Source organism: Bacteroides sp. M10 (genome assembly GCF_014334015.1).
Classification (GTDB): Bacteria; Bacteroidota; Bacteroidia; order Bacteroidales; family Bacteroidaceae; genus Bacteroides; species Bacteroides intestinigallinarum.
This window is the reverse complement of record NZ_CP060488.1, coordinates 5,136,488-5,154,994: the sequence shown is the minus strand read 5'-3', so window position 1 is coordinate 5,154,994 and position 18,507 is coordinate 5,136,488. Positions and strand designations below refer to the sequence as shown.

The 18,507-nt window shown below is 39.3% G+C and carries 13 protein-coding genes, 1 tRNA gene and 1 pseudogene; 11 read left to right on the top strand and 4 right to left on the bottom strand.

Features of this window, described 5'->3' with window-relative positions; genetic code table 11:
- Window positions 1–55: 55 nt before the first annotated feature.
- The 4 genes from H8796_RS18880 to H8796_RS18865 all read left to right on the top strand — a co-directional run bounded on the left by H8796_RS18880 (window position 56) and on the right by H8796_RS18865 (window position 8,851).
- Window positions 56–3,445 carry a TonB-dependent receptor gene (locus H8796_RS18880; protein WP_008998384.1) on the top strand — a complete coding sequence of 1,130 codons (3,390 nt, stop codon included), beginning with the start codon at window positions 56–58 and terminating at the stop codon, window positions 3,443–3,445.
- 28 nt (window positions 3,446–3,473) lie between these two features.
- Window positions 3,474–5,288 carry a RagB/SusD family nutrient uptake outer membrane protein gene (locus tag H8796_RS18875; RefSeq protein ID WP_099146671.1) on the top strand — a complete coding sequence of 605 codons (1,815 nt, stop codon included), beginning with the start codon at window positions 3,474–3,476 and terminating at the stop codon, window positions 5,286–5,288.
- Window positions 5,289–5,361: 73 nt separating this feature from the next.
- Window positions 5,362–6,801, top strand: coding sequence for a sulfatase (locus H8796_RS18870; protein WP_187343856.1), 1,440 nt, complete (start codon window positions 5,362–5,364; stop codon window positions 6,799–6,801).
- Window positions 6,802–6,853: 52 nt separating this feature from the next.
- Window positions 6,854–8,851 carry a glycoside hydrolase family 2 TIM barrel-domain containing protein gene (locus tag H8796_RS18865; RefSeq protein WP_370449202.1) on the top strand — a complete coding sequence of 666 codons (1,998 nt, stop codon included), beginning with the start codon at window positions 6,854–6,856 and terminating at the stop codon, window positions 8,849–8,851.
- A 64-nt stretch (window positions 8,852–8,915) separates the two neighbouring features.
- Here H8796_RS18865 and H8796_RS18860 read toward each other — a convergent pair.
- A pseudogene (locus H8796_RS18860) lies at window positions 8,916–9,310 on the bottom strand (DUF2809 domain-containing protein).
- Window positions 9,311–9,551: 241 nt separating this feature from the next.
- On the opposite strand from H8796_RS18860, the gene H8796_RS18855 reads away from it, so the two are divergent.
- A complete protein-coding gene (locus H8796_RS18855) occupies window positions 9,552–10,445 on the top strand; it encodes an OmpA family protein (RefSeq protein ID WP_004325852.1) in 894 nt (297 codons plus the stop codon).
- A gap of 199 nt (window positions 10,446–10,644) precedes the next feature.
- Here H8796_RS18855 and H8796_RS18850 read toward each other — a convergent pair whose 3' ends face one another.
- Window positions 10,645–11,229, bottom strand: coding sequence for a hypothetical protein (locus H8796_RS18850; RefSeq protein ID WP_008998379.1), 585 nt, complete (start codon window positions 11,227–11,229; stop codon window positions 10,645–10,647).
- A 415-nt stretch (window positions 11,230–11,644) separates the two neighbouring features.
- Window positions 11,645–11,718, bottom strand: a tRNA-Arg gene (locus tag H8796_RS18845).
- Window positions 11,719–12,005: 287 nt separating this feature from the next.
- On the opposite strand from H8796_RS18845, the gene H8796_RS18840 reads away from it, so the two are divergent.
- The 6 genes from H8796_RS18840 (at window position 12,006) to H8796_RS18815 (ending at window position 17,922) form a co-directional block, all read left to right on the top strand.
- Window positions 12,006–12,740 (top strand): M48 family metallopeptidase, encoded by a 735-nt coding sequence (locus H8796_RS18840; RefSeq protein ID WP_008998286.1) that lies wholly within the window; start codon window positions 12,006–12,008, stop codon window positions 12,738–12,740.
- Window positions 12,741–12,867: 127 nt separating this feature from the next.
- A complete protein-coding gene (locus H8796_RS18835; protein ID WP_008998285.1) occupies window positions 12,868–13,875 on the top strand; it encodes an aminodeoxychorismate synthase component I in 1,008 nt (335 codons plus the stop codon).
- Window positions 13,859–14,455, top strand: coding sequence for an aminotransferase class IV family protein (locus tag H8796_RS18830; RefSeq protein ID WP_008998284.1), 597 nt, complete (start codon window positions 13,859–13,861; stop codon window positions 14,453–14,455). Before H8796_RS18835 ends, H8796_RS18830 begins: the two co-directional genes overlap by 17 nt.
- Before the next feature lie 277 nt (window positions 14,456–14,732).
- Window positions 14,733–15,407 (top strand): DUF2461 domain-containing protein, encoded by a 675-nt coding sequence (locus tag H8796_RS18825; RefSeq protein WP_004303345.1) that lies wholly within the window; start codon window positions 14,733–14,735, stop codon window positions 15,405–15,407.
- A gap of 37 nt (window positions 15,408–15,444) precedes the next feature.
- Window positions 15,445–15,891, top strand: a complete 447-nt coding sequence (locus tag H8796_RS18820; RefSeq protein WP_004295843.1) for a YhcH/YjgK/YiaL family protein — start codon at window positions 15,445–15,447, stop codon at window positions 15,889–15,891.
- Window positions 15,892–15,909: 18 nt separating this feature from the next.
- Entirely contained in the window at window positions 15,910–17,922 is a 2,013-nt protein-coding gene (locus H8796_RS18815; RefSeq protein WP_117937949.1) for an alpha amylase C-terminal domain-containing protein, read from the top strand.
- 89 nt (window positions 17,923–18,011) lie between these two features.
- On the opposite strand, the gene H8796_RS18810 is transcribed toward H8796_RS18815, so the two are convergent.
- Entirely contained in the window at window positions 18,012–18,500 is a 489-nt protein-coding gene (locus H8796_RS18810; protein ID WP_117937951.1) for a PepSY-like domain-containing protein, read from the bottom strand.
- Window positions 18,501–18,507: the final 7 nt, after the last annotated feature.

The window sequence follows — 18,507 nt, the reverse complement described above, 5'->3', positions numbered from 1 at the left end:
ATGTTAACCTTTAATAGTGAAAAATATGAGATTAATAGTAAAAAGGATATTATTAATGCTTCTGCTTTTGTCTGTAGGAAACGTTTTGACTGGTGGTTTCCAGCTATCGGCACAGGAACAAAGTAAGCGATTCAGTGTGAAAGTAGATAATATTACTTTAAAAGAAGCCATTGAAGTAATAAAGAAGCAAGGCAATTACTCTTTCCTGATTCGTAATAATGACATTGATTTGAATAGGAAAGTCTCTGTGAATATAAATAACGGTACTATTAATGATGTGATGGGACAATTGCTGGCCGGTACGGACGTCAGTTATGAAGTGAACGGAACCCGGGTGATTATGTTCCATGCAGTGACACCGCAGAAAGAACAGGAAAAAGCGTTTGTCTTAAAAGGCAGAATCACTGATCCTACAGGTGAAGGGGTGATTGGGGCAAATGTGAAAGTGGTAGATTCTACGGAAGGTACCATTACGGATATGGATGGCAATTTTTCTTTGATGGTTACTCCGAATGCCCGTTTATCCATATCGTATATCGGCTATGCCACACAGGAAGTGGTGGTGAAAGATCAACGTCCTCTCAATGTAACTTTGAAAGAAGATACCCGGTTAATAGACGAAGTAGTAGTTGTTGGTTACGGCGTACAAAAGAAAGCGAACCTGACAGGTGCGGTGAGCAGTGTGAAGATGGATGATGTTTTAGGTGACCGTCCGGTGGTGTCTGTGAGTGACGCTTTGAAAGGGGCAATGCCCGGCTTGCAGATTACAGGTAATTCAGGAAGACCCGGTGAAGAAATGAGTTTCAACATTCGTGGTGTCAACAGTCTGGATAAGAATGGGAAACCGCTGGTGCTGGTGGATAACGTGGAGATGGATATTAATATGCTCGATCCGAACGATATTGAATCGGTGACTGTTTTGAAGGATGCGGCATCTTCTGCTATTTACGGAGCACGGGCAGCTTTCGGTGTGATTTTGATTACTACAAAGAAAGGCTCGGATGCAACTAAACTCTCTATTAATTATTCAAATAACTTTTCTTTTAGCAGACCTGCCAATATGCCTCATAAGGCTACTCCGCTCCAAACGGTACAGGCTTATAAGGACATGGGGACAATCAATTATCAAAGTGGTCAGAACGTAGATACCTGGTTGGGACTTTTGAAGGAATATAATGCTAATCCGTCTGCATATCCGGATGGTTATGCAATGGTGGACGGGCTGCGTTATAGCTTGGCAGAAACTGATCTTTTCGATGATATGATGGAGACTGGTTTCCAGCAAACTCATAATATCTCGGTAGGTGGCGGTACGAAAGATATTTCTTATCGTTTCTCCTTCGGTATGGTGAATGAAAATGGGGTACTGGCTTCGGATAAAGATACGTACAAGCGTTACAATGTGTCTTCTTATCTCCGTTCAGATGTGTTTTCATGGATTACTCCGGAATTGGATATTAAATATACGAACTCTAACTCTTCTCTGCCGGAAACTTCCGGAGGATATGGTATATGGGGAGCAGCAGTCGCATTCCCTTCTTATTTCCCTACTGGAACAATGAATATCGATGGTGAAGAATTACCGATCAATACTCCTCGTAACTTGATTGACCTGGCATATCCGACAACTATTCAAAAGAATAATCTTCGTATTTTCGGAAAGGTTACAATCAGTCCTTTGAAGAATGTGAAGTTGATTGGTGAGTATACATTCAATCATCTAAGTAACGAGAAAACGAAATTTGAGAAGAAGTTCTATTATGCACATGGAGGTAACTTTGTGAAAGAGGTTTCCACTGCCAATTCCAAGTATGAATACTCCAATGGTATTACGGATTATAATGCATTGAACTTCTATGCTAACTATAACAATTCATGGGGCAAACATGATGTAACGGTGATGGGAGGTTTCAATCAGGAGAGTAGTGACTATCGTTATGCTGAGATGTCGCGTATGAATATGATTAATGAAGATCTGCCGTCTATTTCGCAGTCGACAGGTGATTATTTTGCTAAAGACAAATTTGAACGTTATACGGTAAGAGGGTTGTTCTATCGCATTAACTATTCGTTTGCCGGCAAGTATTTGCTTGAAACGAACGGACGTTATGACGGTTCTTCCAAATTCCCGAAGAATAGCCGTTTCGGTTTCTTCCCTTCGGTTTCCGCCGGATGGCGTATCAGCGAGGAAGCATTTATGAAACCTTTGAATTCTGTTCTTTCTAACTTGAAATTGCGTGGTTCTTGGGGTAATATCGGGAATCAGAGTATTAGTCCTTATGCATATATCCCTGGCATGGATGCAGAGCAAGCTTATTGGACTGTTTCAGGTATTAAAGTTACTACTTTGAAACCAGCTGCTTTGGTTAGCAATAGCTTTACTTGGGAAAAAGTAACGACAATTGATGTCGGATTCGATCTTGGACTATTGGATAACAGATTGAATATGGTGTTCGACTGGTATCGCAGAGATACCAAGGGCATGCTTGCTCCGGGCTCTGAACTTCCGGGTGTATTAGGTGCAAGTGCTCCTTTACAGAATACGGCTGACCTTCGTTCTAAAGGTTGGGAAATCTCGGTTGACTGGAACGATCAGATCGGAAAAGTGAAATATAGTATAGGTTTCAATCTTTACGATGCAAAAACTAAGATTACCAAATACAATAATGAAACGGGATTATTTGGTAAGGATAAGAATAATAATGAAACATATCGTGTAGGAATGGAGCTGGGTGAAATCTGGGGATATGTAACTGATCGTTTGTATACAGTGGATGATTTTGATGCGGACGGTAAATTGAAACCGGGTATTGCTAAAGTGGAAGGATATAATCCGAATCCGGGAGATATATTATATAAGGATTTGGATGGTAATAATATAATCAACAGCGGTACCAGTACAACGAAAGATCCGGGAGACCGTAAAATCATCGGTAATAATACCCGGCGTTATCAGTATGGTATTCATGGTAGTGCAAGTTGGAACGGTTTTTCTCTGTCATTCTTGCTGCAAGGAGTTGGTAAACGGGATTTGTGGGTGATGAACGATCTGTTTTATCCGCATTATGATGCTTGGACTACCGTTTATGATTCACAGTTGAATTACTGGACTCCGGAAAATACGAATAGTTATTTCCCCCGTATTTATGAGAAAGCGGCCGGAAATACAGATGCCAATACACGTGTACAAACTCGTTATCTACAGGATGGATCGTATTTAAGTATTCGTAATATAACGCTTTCTTATAATTTCCCGTCTAAGTGGATGAGTAAGATTGGAGTTAATAATCTGGCTGTGTTCTTCAGTGGTGAGAATCTTTATACGTTCGACCACTTGCCGAAGGGACTTGATCCGGAACGTTCTGTTACGGATGATTTAGGACAACGTGGTTTTACCTATCCGTATATGAGACAGTATTCGTTCGGTATAAACCTTTCATTCTGATTGTTTCACAACTTAAAGAGTAATTATTATGAATAAATATATACTATGTGTAAGCGTTAGTCTTTGTTTGTTGATGTCGTCTTGTCTGAATGACGAATTTCTGGAGGTTTATCCCAAAGGACAGCAAACAGAAGCATCGGTCTTTACTACCTATGACAACTTTAAAACGTATACATGGGGATTGTATAACGTGTTCTTCGGATATACGTATGATACAGGGCAAACGGATGAGATTTTCCGTGGTGATTTTGAATCGGATAACATGATAAAAGGATTGGATGGATATGAAGGTCAGTGGGCATATCGCAAAGCAAAGGCTACAGATGAGTCTAAAGATTGGGATTATGATTATATCCGTCGTGTCAATCTGATGCTCGATAATATCGATCATTCGGAAATGAGTGAGACCGAGAGGGAGCATTGGAGAAGTGTGGGATATTTCTTCCGTTCTTATAAATACTTTCAGATGCTTTCCAAATTTGGTGATATTCCCTGGGTAGAGCATGCTTTGACAGAGGAAAGTCCCGAGCTTTATGGAAAACGTGATAGTCGTGACTTGGTGGCTTCCAATATTCTGTCTAATTTGAAATATGCGGAAACACATATTGGCAGTAATATCGAAGCGGATGGGAAAAATACAATTAATATGTATGTGGTGAAAGCTCTTATTTCCCGTTTTGCTTTATTTGAAGGAACTTGGAGAAAATATCATGGTTTGTCGGGGGCAGATACTTATCTGGAAGAATGTGCCCGTGCTTCTGAAGAGGTGATTAAGCAATATCCGAATGTGCATCCTAAATATGATGAGTTGTTTAATTCGGAAACACTGGATGGGGTGGCAGGTATTCTTCTGTATAAGGCTTATGAAACCGGACAGTTAATGCATGGTTTGACTCGTATGGTGCGTACAGGTGAATCTTATATTGAGGCAACGAAAGACGCGGTAGACAGTTATCTTTGTACGGATGGACGACCGGTTAGCACGACAACTAGTCATTATGGGGGTGATAAGAATATGTATGGACAATTCCGTGATCGTGATTACCGGTTGTATTTGACGATCTGTCCTCCATATATGGTGAAGAAAGAAAACGGACCTAGTACGGCTGATTGGAAATATACGGATAATGCGCAGGACAGAGAATTTATAGATTTAATGGCTACGATTTCCGGTGAAACTTATCATCGTTTGCCGTCTTCCAACTTTAAAGGATTCACTGTGCAAGGACAACCTCACTTTAAGAATATGAACTGGGGACAGGGCTGGAATGCTTCCCAAATGGGATTCTGGGTATGGAAATATTATAATACACATACTGTAGCTACCAACGCGAATGGGGTGAATACAACAGATGCCCCGCTGTTCCGTATAGGTGAGGTAATGGTAAATTATGCCGAAGCGATGTGCGAATTGAATAAGCTAGACCAGGCTGCTGCGGATAAGTCTATTAACAAACTTCGGGCAAGAGCTAATGTGGCGAAAATGGTGGTGAATGATATTAATGATGCTTTTGATCCGAAGCGTGATCCTTCCGTTCCTGCTCTCTTGTGGGAAGTGCGTAGGGAGAGACGAGTTGAGTTGATGGGCGAAGGTTTCCGTCTGGATGATTTGCGCAGATGGAAGAAAGGAGACTATGTTAACAAACAACCGCTGGGTGCTTATGTGACAGGGGCTTCGGCCAAGAATCTGAAAGTAACGGGTGGTGCAGGTGCTGATGAAGGATATGTTTATTTCTTTGATACCCCGCTTGGATGGCAGGAACATTATTATCTGTATCCGTTGCCTTTGAAGCAATTGGCTTTAAATACGAATCTGGAACAAAATCCGGTATGGACAAAGTAATTTTAAATTGAAATGATGCACAAGACCTGTAATATTTTAGTATATTGCAGGTCTTGAAAATTTAAGGTAGAAAATGAAAAATAGAATATCGATAAAATATGCGTTTTTTTGTGGAACAGCTTGCTGCATCTCATCTACACTACGTGCACAACAGGATGCATCCCAAATGAATGTGCTTTTTATAATGGCTGATGATATGCGTCCCGAACTGGGGTGTTACGGGGTAGATGTAGTGAAAACTCCTAATATGGACCGTTTGGCGGCAAGTGGTGTCTTGTTTCAGAATGCGTATTGTAATATTCCTGTGAGTGGGGCATCCCGGGCTAGTTTATTGACGGGGGTATATCCTCATTATCCCGATCGCTTTATTAGTTTTTCCGCCTATGCCAGCAAAGATTGCCCCGAAGCAATACCTATTTCGGGATGGTTTACCCGGAATGGTTATCATACTATTTCGGACGGCAAGGTGTTTCATCATATCAGCGATCATGCAGATTCGTGGAGCGAGCCTCCTTACCGGAATCATCCGGATGGATATGATGTATATTGGGCGGAATATAATAAATGGGAACTTTGGATGAATTCGGAATCGGGAAAAACGATTAATCCGAAAACGATGAGGGGACCTTTCTGTGAATCTGCTGATGTTCCTGATACTGCCTATGATGATGGAAAACTTGCAAACCGGGCTATTCGTGACTTAAAAAGGATGAAGGAGACCGGCAAACCTTTCTTCTTGGCTTGTGGTTTCTGGAAACCTCATTTGCCGTTCAATGCTCCAAAGAAATATTGGGATTTATATAAACGAGAGGAAATACCTTTGGCTACCAATCGTTTCCGGCCTGAAGGATTACCGGAGCAGGTTCGTAATTCGAGCGAGATATATGCGTATGCACGGGTTACGGATACGAGTGATATTGACTTCCAACGAGAGGTAAAACATGGATATTATGCTTGTTTGAGTTATGTGGATGCACAGATCGGCAAGGTATTGGATGCATTGGATGAACTGGGATTATCGGATAATACAATTGTGGTTTTGTTGGGGGATCATGGCTGGAATCTGGGAGAACATGATTTTATAGGTAAACATAATCTGATGGATACTTCTACTCATGTACCGTTGATTGTCTGTGTGCCGGGAATGAAAAAGGGAAAAACAAAATCGATGGTGGAATTTGTTGATTTGTACCCGACTTTATGTGAACTTTGTAAACTTCCTGTTCCCGCTGAACAGTTAAGCGGGCAAAGCTTTGCCGGGGTTTTCAAGAATCTGAAAGCTAAGACGAAAGGTGAAGTCTATATTCAGTGGGAAGGAGGAGATAATGCTGTTGACCGGCGTTATAGTTATGCGGAATGGATGAAAGGCGACGTGAAGAAAGCCAGTATGTTGTTTGATCATCAGATTGATAAGAAGGAAAACAAGAATCGGGTAGATGAGAAAAAATATAAGAATAAGGTCGAATCATTATCTTCTTTTATCAGAATAAAGAAGTCATCATTAAAGAAATAATATGAGAACAGTTTTTTTACAGTCCAGTCGTTTGGTATCGGTTGTTTTATTCATGCTTTGGGGTATGTCGATATTTGCCCAGCGACAGGATATCTTGCTAAATAATGATTGGAATTTCCGGTTTTCGCATCAGGTACAAAAGGGAACAGAGGTAAGAGTTGATTTGCCTCATACTTGGAATGCGCAGGATGCTTTGTCCGGTAAGATAGACTATAAACGGGGAATTGGCAATTATGAGAAGAATTTATTTATTCGTTCCGAATGGAAAGGAAAACGTCTTTTTATTCGTTTCGAAGGAGTGAATAACATTGCGGATGTGTTTGTCAATCGTCGTCATATAGGTGAGCATCGTGGGGGATATGGGGCTTTTATCTTTGAGATCACTGGAAAGGTGGAATATGGAAAAGAAAATTCTATATTGGTACGAGTGAATAATGGTGAACAGTTGGATATTATGCCTTTGGTCGGTGACTTTAATTTTTATGGAGGTATTTATCGGGATGTACATTTACTGATTATTGATGAGACGTGTATTTCTCCTTTGAATTATGCTTCTCCCGGAGTACGTCTGATACAGGATAGTGTGAGCCATAAGTATGCTAAGGTGCGTGCTGTTGTTGATTTATCAAACGGAGGTAGTAGTAATCGGGAAGTAGAGCTTAATGTACGCCTGTTAGATGGTCAAAGGGTGGTGAAAGAAGGAACAAAGAAAGTGAATCTTTCTGGAAACGCAGCAATGCAGCAGGAATTTACATTTGAAATCGATCAACCTCATTTGTGGAATGGTCGCCAGGATCCTTTCCTTTATCAGGCGGAAGTGATTCTTTCCCGGAATGGTCAGATGGTAGATCGTGTCATACAACCGTTGGGACTTCGTTTTTACCGGATTGACCCTGATAAAGGTTTTTTCTTGAATGGAAAACACTTGCCTCTTCAAGGCGTTTGCCGTCATCAGGATAGGAGTGAGGTGGGCAATGCGCTGCGTCCGCAACACCATGAGGAAGATGCGGCATTGATGTTGGAGATGGGAGTGAATGCTGTTCGTCTGGCGCATTATCCGCAGGCTACTTATTTTTATGATCTGATGGATAAGAATGGTATTATTGTATGGGCTGAAATACCTTTTGTGGGGCCTGGTGGATATAATGATAAGGGTTTTGTGGATTTATCTGCTTTCCGTGCCAACGGAAAGGAACAGCTCAAAGAACTGATTCGTCAACATTATAATCATCCTTCTATTTGTGTATGGGGAGTGTTTAATGAGTTGACGGAGTTGGGAGATAATCCGGTTGAGTACATCAAAGAATTAAATGTGTTGGCACATCAGGAAGATCCTACCCGGCCTACGACCTCCGCAAGTAATCAAATGGGAGATTTGAATTTCATAACGGATGCTATTGCTTGGAACCGTTATGATGGATGGTATGGTGGCACTCCCGCTGATTTGGGGAAATGGTTGGATCGAATGCATAAGGATCATCCGGAAATATGTATCGCTATCAGTGAATATGGTGCCGGTGCAAGTATTTACCATCAACAAGATTCGTTGGTTAAAACTGTACCAACCAGCTGGTGGCATCCTGAAAACTGGCAGACGTATTATCACATTGAAAACTGGAAAACAATCTCTTCTCGTCCTTATGTATGGGGGAGCTTTGTATGGAATATGTTTGATTTTGGTGCTGCACATCGCACTGAAGGAGACCGTCCCGGAATTAATGATAAAGGTTTGGTTACCTTCGACCGGAAAGTTCGTAAAGATGCTTTCTACTTCTATAAGGCCAACTGGAATAGGGAAGAACCAATGCTTTATTTAACAGGCAAACGTAACACAATACGTACACAACGTTTGCAAACAATTGCTGCTTTCACGAATCTGTCAGGAGCCGAATTGTTTGTAAACGGTAAGAGTTATGGTAAAGCAATACCGGATTCGTATGCTATTCTGGAATGGAAAAATGTGGAACTAGAACCTGGTGAAAATGAAATAAAGGTTGTTTCCACTAATAAGAAGTTACCTTTGAGCGATAGTTTTCATTGTAGATTGTGATAGGTAGTTTAAATGATAATCGGAAAGAGCACTGTAAACAAAGTAGGTTTGCAGTGCTCTTTTTCTAGGGGGTTCTCTTTTGGGAGATAATAATCCTTCCTGAATCTATAACAGCGGATAATGATACTCCAACAGTATAACAGATCATATCTGACCATAGAAAACCATGTCCAAAGATTAATGCTCCAAGTGTGGTGTTTCGTACAGTATTTGCCCAGTCTGCTTGGTATAGTTGGCTAATTTCTATACAATAAGAAAATAATAAGGAAATAACAATGGTCTTGAGTATAGATAATGACGGGAAAAGAAAGCGTATTCCACAACCATGGCTGCCCAAAGCGTATCGCCTGAATACTCTGCAATAAATTCGGGCAATATATCACTATGTTTTCGGGAAGCCAATCCTAACACTATAATTGCGAAAGTAATTGCTAAATAAATCCAACGTTTGTTTTTCACGCAGTAATGTTTTAGTATGGTGCAAATTTATAAAATTAAGTTGGATAACTTGGCAGGATGGATCAAACTCTGATAAAAACAGATTTTATTTACATACTAAACCTTTCGTTCTTTTGGAATGTTATAAGGTCGTTCGAGCTTTATCTCGATAAATGTGTTCATAACCAACCGATTTACGCAATTGTTGTGGAAACGGCTGCAGTTGGTCACTTAAAAAGTTAGTAATTAAAATAATAGAGTTATGAAGAATCTTTTTCGACCGTTGTTAGTACTGACAGGATGTATAGTATTGGCGAGTTGTGTAAGTCAGAAGCAATTTAAAGGTTTAAAAACTGATTATACAAAGTTGCAAACAGAATATCAGGAAAGTCAATTGCAGCTAAGAGAAAATCAGGCACGTTCAACAAGTCTTGAGGAGAGACTTGCCGAAGCGCAGCGGAATAATAGTGAGTTACGCAAGAGCTTGTCCGATATGCAAAGCATCTTGAATAAGAGTCTTACACAGAGCTCTCAAGGGAATATGAATATGGGTAAGTTGATAGATGAGATCAATGCTTCAAACCGTTTCATCCAGCATTTGGTTAAAGAAAAGAATAGATCAGACTCTTTGAATCTCGTAATGGTCAATAAACTTACCCGTTCGCTTACCCGTGAAGAGATGCGTGACTTGGATATTAAGGTATTGAAAGGTGTTGTATATATTTCCTTAGCAGATAACATGCTTTATAAATCAGGAAGTTATGAAATTAGCAATAAAGCAGAGGCTGTGCTTAGTAAAATAGCCAAAATCATTCAGGACTACAAAGATTATGATGTTCTGGTAGAAGGAAATACAGATACCGATCCGATATCTCGTACGAATATACGTAATAATTGGGATTTGAGTGCGTTGCGTGCTTCATCTGTTGTTCAGGCATTACAGAATATTTATGGTATAAATCCCAAACGCCTGACTGCTGCCGGTCGAGGTGAATTTAATCCGGTAGCCGGTAATGATACGGCAGAAGGAAAAGCTCGTAACCGCCGGACCGAGATTATTATAACTCCTAAACTGGATCAGTTTATGGATTTGATAGATCAGGCTCCTGATAATTCTTCATCAGGTATAGTGGGGGATGAGAATACAAAAGAGTAAAGGAAATATTTCCATCTAGGGCTAATAATAAAGCGATGAATTCAAATTCATCGCTTTATTATTAGCAATTTGAAACAGATACAGTAAAGTGTTAGAGGTATCTATATTTTATTTTTAGAGCTTGAGAAATTGCTCAATTTTATAGAGAGTCCGATTTGAAATGAGCATTGCTGATTTAAAATGTTTTCGACAGATGGACCTATTTTGAAAATTCAAACTCATATGGATAAGGAGTTTGATTCCATGAAACCCATTCTATCTTTCCATAATTATGCAAATCACATGGGAAAACCACAGAATAGTCCCATGGATTATATCGATATGGTATGTCAACATATTGACAAGCATATTTATTTGAATATAGCCAATGATATCCTGTTTTAGAGTCGCTATATATTGCTACCATAAAATATTTACCAATCTTTACTTTAGCGGAAGTATATGTTTCCTTTATTGATGAGGCAAATATAGAATAAGTAGCATCAACTATGCTACCATCTTTCTTTTTAATTTTTGATTTTGACAGCAAATTCCAAGTTTCATCTTGTATTTTTTGATAATCAAGTATATTCCCTGAAAAAGTTTGCTTTTTCACATCAAATTCCTCATTGTTGTCAGCCTTAAATAATAAGAATGTGGTGGAAATATTTTCGTAATCAGACTCTGGAGTAAGAGCTTTGTATCCATTTAGCCAAATTTCCTGAATATCACTTTTTTCTTCATCACTTTTACTACATCCAACTACTATCAGTGCAGTCATAATTAAAAATAGAAGTTTTTTCATGTCTAATTTATTGATTATAGTACAAAGGAACACACAAAACCATGTATTAGCAAATTTTACGCCAACAAATTGGGCTTAGAACTGTATTTTCAGGAATTATTCCTTTTTCATTTTCAGAACTTTCTCCAAATTATCAAAGGAATATTTCATATATACTTTATAATTTAATGCACCAAGTTAAAATGAATTTTATGTGAAAAAGAATCTCTCCCTTCTTTTTTTGAGTGGCTATTTTACATTAATCAGCAGTATACTTATGTCATAAGATAGTTCTGTTTTGATGTAAGAACGATCTTTTTTGTGAAATACAGATTAGAATAGGGAGTCTATGCAGATTGTTTTTTTTATTCAGAAATGAACTTTTTTAGAAAAATAAAACGCTAATTATCTGTTGATAATCAGCGTTTTATTTAAGTGATTCCGAAGCGATTCGAACGCTTGACCCACGCCTTAGAAGGGCGTTGCTCTATCCAGCTGAGCTACGGAACCAGCCTTATTTGCGGATGCAAAGGTAGTGCTTTTTATGAAAACTCAAAAACTTTCCGGCATTTTTTTATTCATATATTTCTTTGTGGCTATGAATCAGTAGTTTATAATAGAGATAGAATTTTGTTTATTTATATGGTTTGAGAAGAATGAATAGAAAAACGCCATTTTTACGAAGAATAACGAACGTTATATAGGTTTCAAAAAGCTCAAAAAAATAAAATAGGGTTGTGTTTTTCTATTATAACTTTTACTTTTGAGCGATAAACAACTAAAAAACACATAAAGTTATGAAGAAATTGATTTTTTTATTTGCATTTTGTATTGTAGTGACTAATGTTTTTGCACAAACCGACCCAGAGCAATTGAAAAAAGAAGGAAATGATGCATTTAATGCTAAAAATTATCCTGTAGCGTATGCGAAATTCAGTGAATATTTGAAACAAACGAATAATCAAGATTCTGCAACCGCTTATTATTGTGGTATAGCTGCTGATGCTGTGAAGAAATATCCGGAAGCTGTGACTTTTTTTGATATAGCAATTCAAAAGAAGTTCAATATCGGAAATGCCTATGCTCGCAAAGCTTTGGCTTTAGATGCGCAAAAGAAGACTGCTGAATATGTAGCTACACTGGAAGAAGGATTGAAAGTAGATCCTAAGAATACAACAATGGTGAAGAATTATAGCCTTCACTATCTGAAAGCAGGACTTGCTGCACAGAAAGCCGGAAAAGCAGAAGAAGCAGAAGACTGTTTCAAGAAAGTAATTCCTTTGGATCACAAGCAGTATAAAACAAATGCATTGTACAGTTTAGGAGTTCTGTGCTATAATGATGGCGCTAATATCCTGAAGAAAGCTGCTCCTTTGGCAAATTCTGATGCAGATAAATATGCTGCAGAAAAAGAAAAAGCTGATGGTAGATTTAAAGAAGCATTAGACTATCTGGAAGAAGCTGCTAAGATCTCTCCGGAAAATGAAAATGTGAAGAAGATGCTTCCTCAAGTAAAAGCTGTTATGAAGTAATTTGACCAATCTTATAAATGATAAAGGGTTGCCGATATGACACATCGGGCAACCCTTTTTTATTGCTATCTTTTTCTAATCTATACTTTTTGCGTACATTTGCCTTCCCTAAACGTAGAAGTATTTTATGCACTTATATAATAAGGAACAGGCTATCAAACGAATGAATCAGTTGGGACAACTCCATCGTCCTTTCATTTTCATTATAAATTATCTACAAGATGTATCTTATATAGAGGAGGTCGCTGCTGTTGATTCTACTGAAGTTTTATATAATCTGAATGGATTTACCAATCAGATTATATCAGCAGAAGATAATATAGCCACTTACTCTGCAAAAACAATGCCTTCACTACATTGGCAGCCTTTCGCAGAATCTTTCTCTTCCTATCAACGCTCGTTTAATATCGTGCGACAGAACATTCTGGCAGGAAATAGTTTCCTTACTAATTTGACGTGTCGTACTCCAGTAGAAACCAATCTTACTCTGAATGATATTTATTTTCATTCAAAAGCGATTTATAAGCTATGGATTAAAGACCGTTTTACGGTTTTCTCTCCTGAAATATTTGTTAGAATTCATCAGGGAAAAATTAGCTCATATCCGATGAAGGGAACCATTGATGCTTCAATTCCCTTTGCTGCTCAATTATTGATGAATGATCCAAAAGAGACTGCCGAACATGCTACCATTGTAGATCTGATTCGTAATGATTTAAGTATGGTTGCCAACCGAGTGTCAGTTTCCCGGTATCGGTATATGGATAGGTTACAGACTAATCGGGGAGCTATTTTTCAGACGAGTTCTGAAATTCAGGGTATATTGCCCGAAAATTATCAGGAGCATTTGGGAGATATTATTTTCAGATTACTGCCAGCCGGTTCTATTACCGGTGCTCCAAAGAAAAAGACGATGCAGATTATCCAGGAAGCTGAAACCTACGACAGAGGATTTTATACAGGAGTTATGGGATATTCTGATGGCATTGATTTAGATAGTGCCGTTATGATACGTTTTGTAGAACAGGAAGGAGAGAAGATGTATTTTAAAAGTGGAGGTGGGATCACCTGCCAGAGTGATGTGGAAAGCGAGTATAATGAAATGAAACAAAAAGTATATGTACCCATTTATTGAGACTATCCGGATAGAGGATGGACAGATTTATAATCTTGATTATCACACAGAGCGCTTTAATGAAACCCGTGCAGCTTTTTGGAAAGACAGCACTCCGCTGGATTTACGGGAATTTATATCTCCGCCAACTTTAAATGGAATTCATAAATGCCGGATTGTATATGGAAAAGAAGTGGAAGAAGTTACGTATGCGCCCTATCAGATGCGACAGGTATCTTCTTTGCATTTGGTTGTGTCCGATACCATTGATTATACTTATAAAAGTGCGCATCGGGAAGAACTGAATGCCTTGTATGCTCAAAGAGGAATGGCGGATGATATTTTAATTGTAAGAAATGGCTATCTGACAGATACCTCTATAGCTAATGTTGCTCTCTATGACGGAGATACCTGGTTCACACCGGCTCATCCGTTACTCCGGGGGACGAAACGAAGCGAATTTCTGGACAGACAGCTCATTGTTGAGAAAGACATTCCGCAAATATGTTTGAAAGACTATTCCCATATCATGTTATTCAACGCAATGATTGACTGGAAACGCATTATATTGCCTATAAATGAGAAACATTTAATTCTATAAACTATAATTAACTGAAATATACATAGAACTGCTGAACAAATGTCTCTTTTGTACTGTTATATTTATGTGTTTTTCATAGTATTAGATATAAGATTAATTAAAGAGATTGTACTTCACTTGTGAAAGCTAAAGTACGTCAGAGACAGAAGAGTCTGTTTTTTTGATAAATGTGTTAGAGCATCGGTTTTACCAGGCCGATGCTTTTTTTATGTCCTTTTACCCCCTTTTGTAGTTTATATGAAATAAAATTTGTACGTTTGTAGAGTAATAATAGAAAATGATAAAGATGAACATACCCGTTATCTTTCAGTTTTTAAAAGATCTTTCCGCGAATAATAATCGTGAGTGGTTTAATGAGCATAAGGCAGAATATGAAACAGCCCGTGCCGAGTTCGACAACTTTTTGGCAACAGTGATCGCCCGTATTTCCCTGTTTGATGAAACTATCCGGGGGATTCAGCCCAAAGACTGTACTTATCGTATTTACCGGGATACCCGCTTCTCTGCGGATAAAACACCTTATAAAATACATTTCGGAGGTTATATCAATGCCAAAGGAAAGAAGTCCGATCATTGTGGATATTATGTACACTTGCAGCCGGATGGTTCAATGCTTGCCGGAGGAAGCCTGTGTCTGCCTACCAATATCCTGAAAGCAGTGCGACAATCTATCTATGATAATATCGAAGAGTTTGTTGCGATCGTAGAAGACCCGGAGTTTAAGAAATACTTCCCGGTGATAGGAGAGGATTTTCTGAAAACAGCTCCGAAAGGTTTTCCGAAAGATTTCAAGTACATTGATTATTTGAAATGTAAAGAATATGTTTGCTCTTATAATGTTCCCGATGATTTCTTTACCCGACCGGATATGTTGGAACAGATAGACAAAGTGTTTCGGCAATTCAAACGGTTTGCCGATTTTATAAATTATACGATTGATGATTTTGAATAAATAATGCCTAGAATATAAACTTTAAAATTTAACTTATATGGTAGTAGATACTTTAGAAAATCTGGAGAAATATGCGTCTTTAAACCCTCTGTTTGCACAAGCTATTGAATTCTTGAAGTCTCATGACCTCCAAGCCATGGAAGTTGGTAAGACAGAACTGAAAGGAAAAGATCTGTTGGTGAATATTGCACAAACCAAACCTAAAACAAAAGAGGAAGCCAAACTGGAAACTCATAACGAATTTATTGATATTCAAATCCCATTGTCGGGAACAGAAATAATGGGGTATACTGCTGCTAAAGACTGTGTTCCGGCAGATGCACCTTATAACGCAGAAAAAGATATTACTTTCTTCGAAGGATTAGCAGAAACATACGTTGCCGTAAAACCGGGAATGTTTGCTATCTTTTTCCCGCAAGACGGTCATGCTCCCGGTATCACTCCGGATGGTGTGAAGAAAGTAATCGTAAAAGTAAAAGCATAATCCTAATTCAATTCTGATATGGAAAAGACACTTAATCTCGTAAAAAACGATCCCTGGCTGGAGCCTTTTGTCGGTGCTATCACCGGACGCCATCAGCATGTATTAGACAAAGAAGCTGAATTGACGAATAAGGGAAAACAAACCCTTTCAGATTTTGCATCGGGGTATCTTTATTTTGGATTGCATCGCACCGATAAGGGGTGGACTTTCCGTGAATGGGCTCCTAATGCTACTCATATTTATATGGTGGGTACATTTAATAATTGGGAGGAAAAAGCTGCCTACAAGCTGAAAAAACAAAAGAATGGGATTTGGGAAATCAACCTGCCGGCGGATGCCATTCATCATGGCGATCTCTACAAACTGAATGTATATTGGGAAGGCGGACAAGGCGAACGTATTCCTGCGTGGGCTACACGTGTGGTACAGGATGAACAGACCAAAATATTCAGTGCACAAGTCTGGGCTCCGGAGAACCCCTATAAATTCAAGAAGAAAACATTTAAGCCCGACACGAATCCGCTGTTGATTTATGAATGTCATATCGGAATGGCACAGCAGGAGGAAAAAGTGGGCACATATAACGAATTCCGCGAGAAAATACTTCCTCGTATTGCTGAAGAAGGATATAATTGTATCCAGATTATGGCTATTCAGGAACATCCATATTATGGAAGCTTCGGCTATCATGTATCCAGTTTCTTTGCTGCCTCTTCGCGTTTTGGTACCCCCGATGAACTAAAAGCATTGATTGATGCTGCTCATGAGATGGGTATTGCTGTGATTATGGACATCGTTCATTCACATGCAGTGAAGAATGAAGTAGAAGGACTAGGAAACTTTGCCGGTGATCCGAATCAGTATTTTTATCCGGGCGCTCGTCGCGAACATCCGGCTTGGGACTCTCTCTGCTTTGATTATGGCAAGAATGAAGTGATCCACTTCCTGTTATCAAACTGCAAGTACTGGCTGGAAGAATATAAATTTGACGGATTCCGTTTTGATGGAGTGACTTCTATGTTATATTACAGCCATGGACTGGGTGAAGCTTTCTGTAACTACGGAGATTATTTCAACGGTCATCAGGATGATAATGCGATTTGTTACCTGACACTGGCTAATGAAGTGATTCATCAGGTAAATCCGAAGGCGATAACCATTGCCGAAGAAGTTTCCGGTATGCCGGGACTGGCTGCCAAAGTAGAAGATGGCGGTTATGGCTTCGATTATCGTATGGCCATGAATATTCCGGACTACTGGATCAAGACAATCAAAGAAAAGATCGATGAAGACTGGAAACCTTCCAGCATGTTCTGGGAAGTAACCAACCGTCGCCAGGATGAAAAGACCATTTCGTATGCAGAAAGTCATGACCAGGCATTAGTAGGAGATAAGACGATTATCTTCCGCCTGATTGATGCCGATATGTACTGGCACATGCAGAAGGGAGACGAAAATTATGTTGTCAACCGTGGTATTGCTTTGCATAAAATGATCCGCCTGCTGACCTCTTCGACTATCAACGGAGGTTATCTGAACTTTATGGGAAATGAATTCGGGCATCCCGAATGGATTGACTTCCCGCGTGAAGGTAACGGATGGTCGTGCAAATATGCCCGCCGCCAATGGGATTTGGTGGACAACAAAAATCTGACCTATCACTATATGGGTGATTTTGATAAAGAAATGCTGAAAGTTCTCAAGAGTGTGAAAGATTTCCAGGCAACACCTGTTCAGGAAATATGGCATAATGATGGCGATCAGGTATTGGCATACGAACGGAAAGACCTTATATTTGTCTTTAACTTTAATCCGAAGCAGTCATTCACTGATTATGGATTCCTGGTAACTCCGGGAGCTTATGAAGTGATACTGAACACCGACGATGTAGCATTTGGAGGAAATGGTTTGGCAGACGACTCTGTCGTGCACTTCACTATTGCCGATCCGCTGTACAAGAAGGAAAAGAAAGAGTGGCTGAAACTCTATATTCCTGCCCGTACCGCTGTAGTACTTAGAAAGAAAAAATAATTTTATCTTTAAATCAAGAAGCCCCCGCAAATATTATTGAATATCTGCGGGGGCTTTCTCGTTTATTATCCTATTCTATAATTCAGTTCCTAGTTTTCCAGAAAGGTACTTGGTCCGAGAATATCATATATATCACTAACGTTGCGCGTTTTGAGCAATACCCCTTGTGGAGTATAGAATAACTGATATTTGATGTCGACATTATCTTGCCCTACCTTAATTACTATAATAGCCTGCCATTTGGGAAACTCCACCATTGTCACATTATCTACCACCCAATTTGCGTATGGGCCGGATACAAAGGCATTATAGACTGTTGGGGTCAGCCGGTCGAGGCTGACAAGATCAGTCTGCGTCATCACCCATTGTCCCCGAACGTTGAACCACACATTTTTAGTAAATCCGTTCATTGCAAAGTTGGCACAATAATATCCATCGTCTTGTGACCAGGCGACACCATTTGCTTTAGGATACATTTTCTTGAAAGTCGACTGTACATTGCCGGGAGGGGTATCTCCAAAGACAGATGTAGATAATAGCAGAAACAATGCGATTGCACAAATCATAAATTTCTTCATAAGCTTT

Coding starts and splice junctions, on each gene's coding strand:
- H8796_RS18880 (WP_008998384.1), top strand. CDS start 56: ATGCTTCTGCTTTTGTCTGTAGGAAACGTTTTGACTGGTGGTTTCCAG.
- H8796_RS18875 (WP_099146671.1), top strand. CDS start 3,474: ATGAATAAATATATACTATGTGTAAGCGTTAGTCTTTGTTTGTTGATG.
- H8796_RS18870 (WP_187343856.1), top strand. CDS start 5,362: ATGAAAAATAGAATATCGATAAAATATGCGTTTTTTTGTGGAACAGCT.
- H8796_RS18865 (WP_370449202.1), top strand. CDS start 6,854: ATGCTTTGGGGTATGTCGATATTTGCCCAGCGACAGGATATCTTGCTA.
- H8796_RS18855 (WP_004325852.1), top strand. CDS start 9,552: ATGAAGAATCTTTTTCGACCGTTGTTAGTACTGACAGGATGTATAGTA.
- H8796_RS18850 (WP_008998379.1), bottom strand. CDS start 11,229: ATGAAAAAACTTCTATTTTTAATTATGACTGCACTGATAGTAGTTGGA.
- H8796_RS18840 (WP_008998286.1), top strand. CDS start 12,006: ATGAAGAAATTGATTTTTTTATTTGCATTTTGTATTGTAGTGACTAAT.
- H8796_RS18835 (WP_008998285.1), top strand. CDS start 12,868: ATGCACTTATATAATAAGGAACAGGCTATCAAACGAATGAATCAGTTG.
- H8796_RS18830 (WP_008998284.1), top strand. CDS start 13,859: ATGTACCCATTTATTGAGACTATCCGGATAGAGGATGGACAGATTTAT.
- H8796_RS18825 (WP_004303345.1), top strand. CDS start 14,733: ATGATAAAGATGAACATACCCGTTATCTTTCAGTTTTTAAAAGATCTT.
- H8796_RS18820 (WP_004295843.1), top strand. CDS start 15,445: ATGGTAGTAGATACTTTAGAAAATCTGGAGAAATATGCGTCTTTAAAC.
- H8796_RS18815 (WP_117937949.1), top strand. CDS start 15,910: ATGGAAAAGACACTTAATCTCGTAAAAAACGATCCCTGGCTGGAGCCT.
- H8796_RS18810 (WP_117937951.1), bottom strand. CDS start 18,500: ATGAAGAAATTTATGATTTGTGCAATCGCATTGTTTCTGCTATTATCT.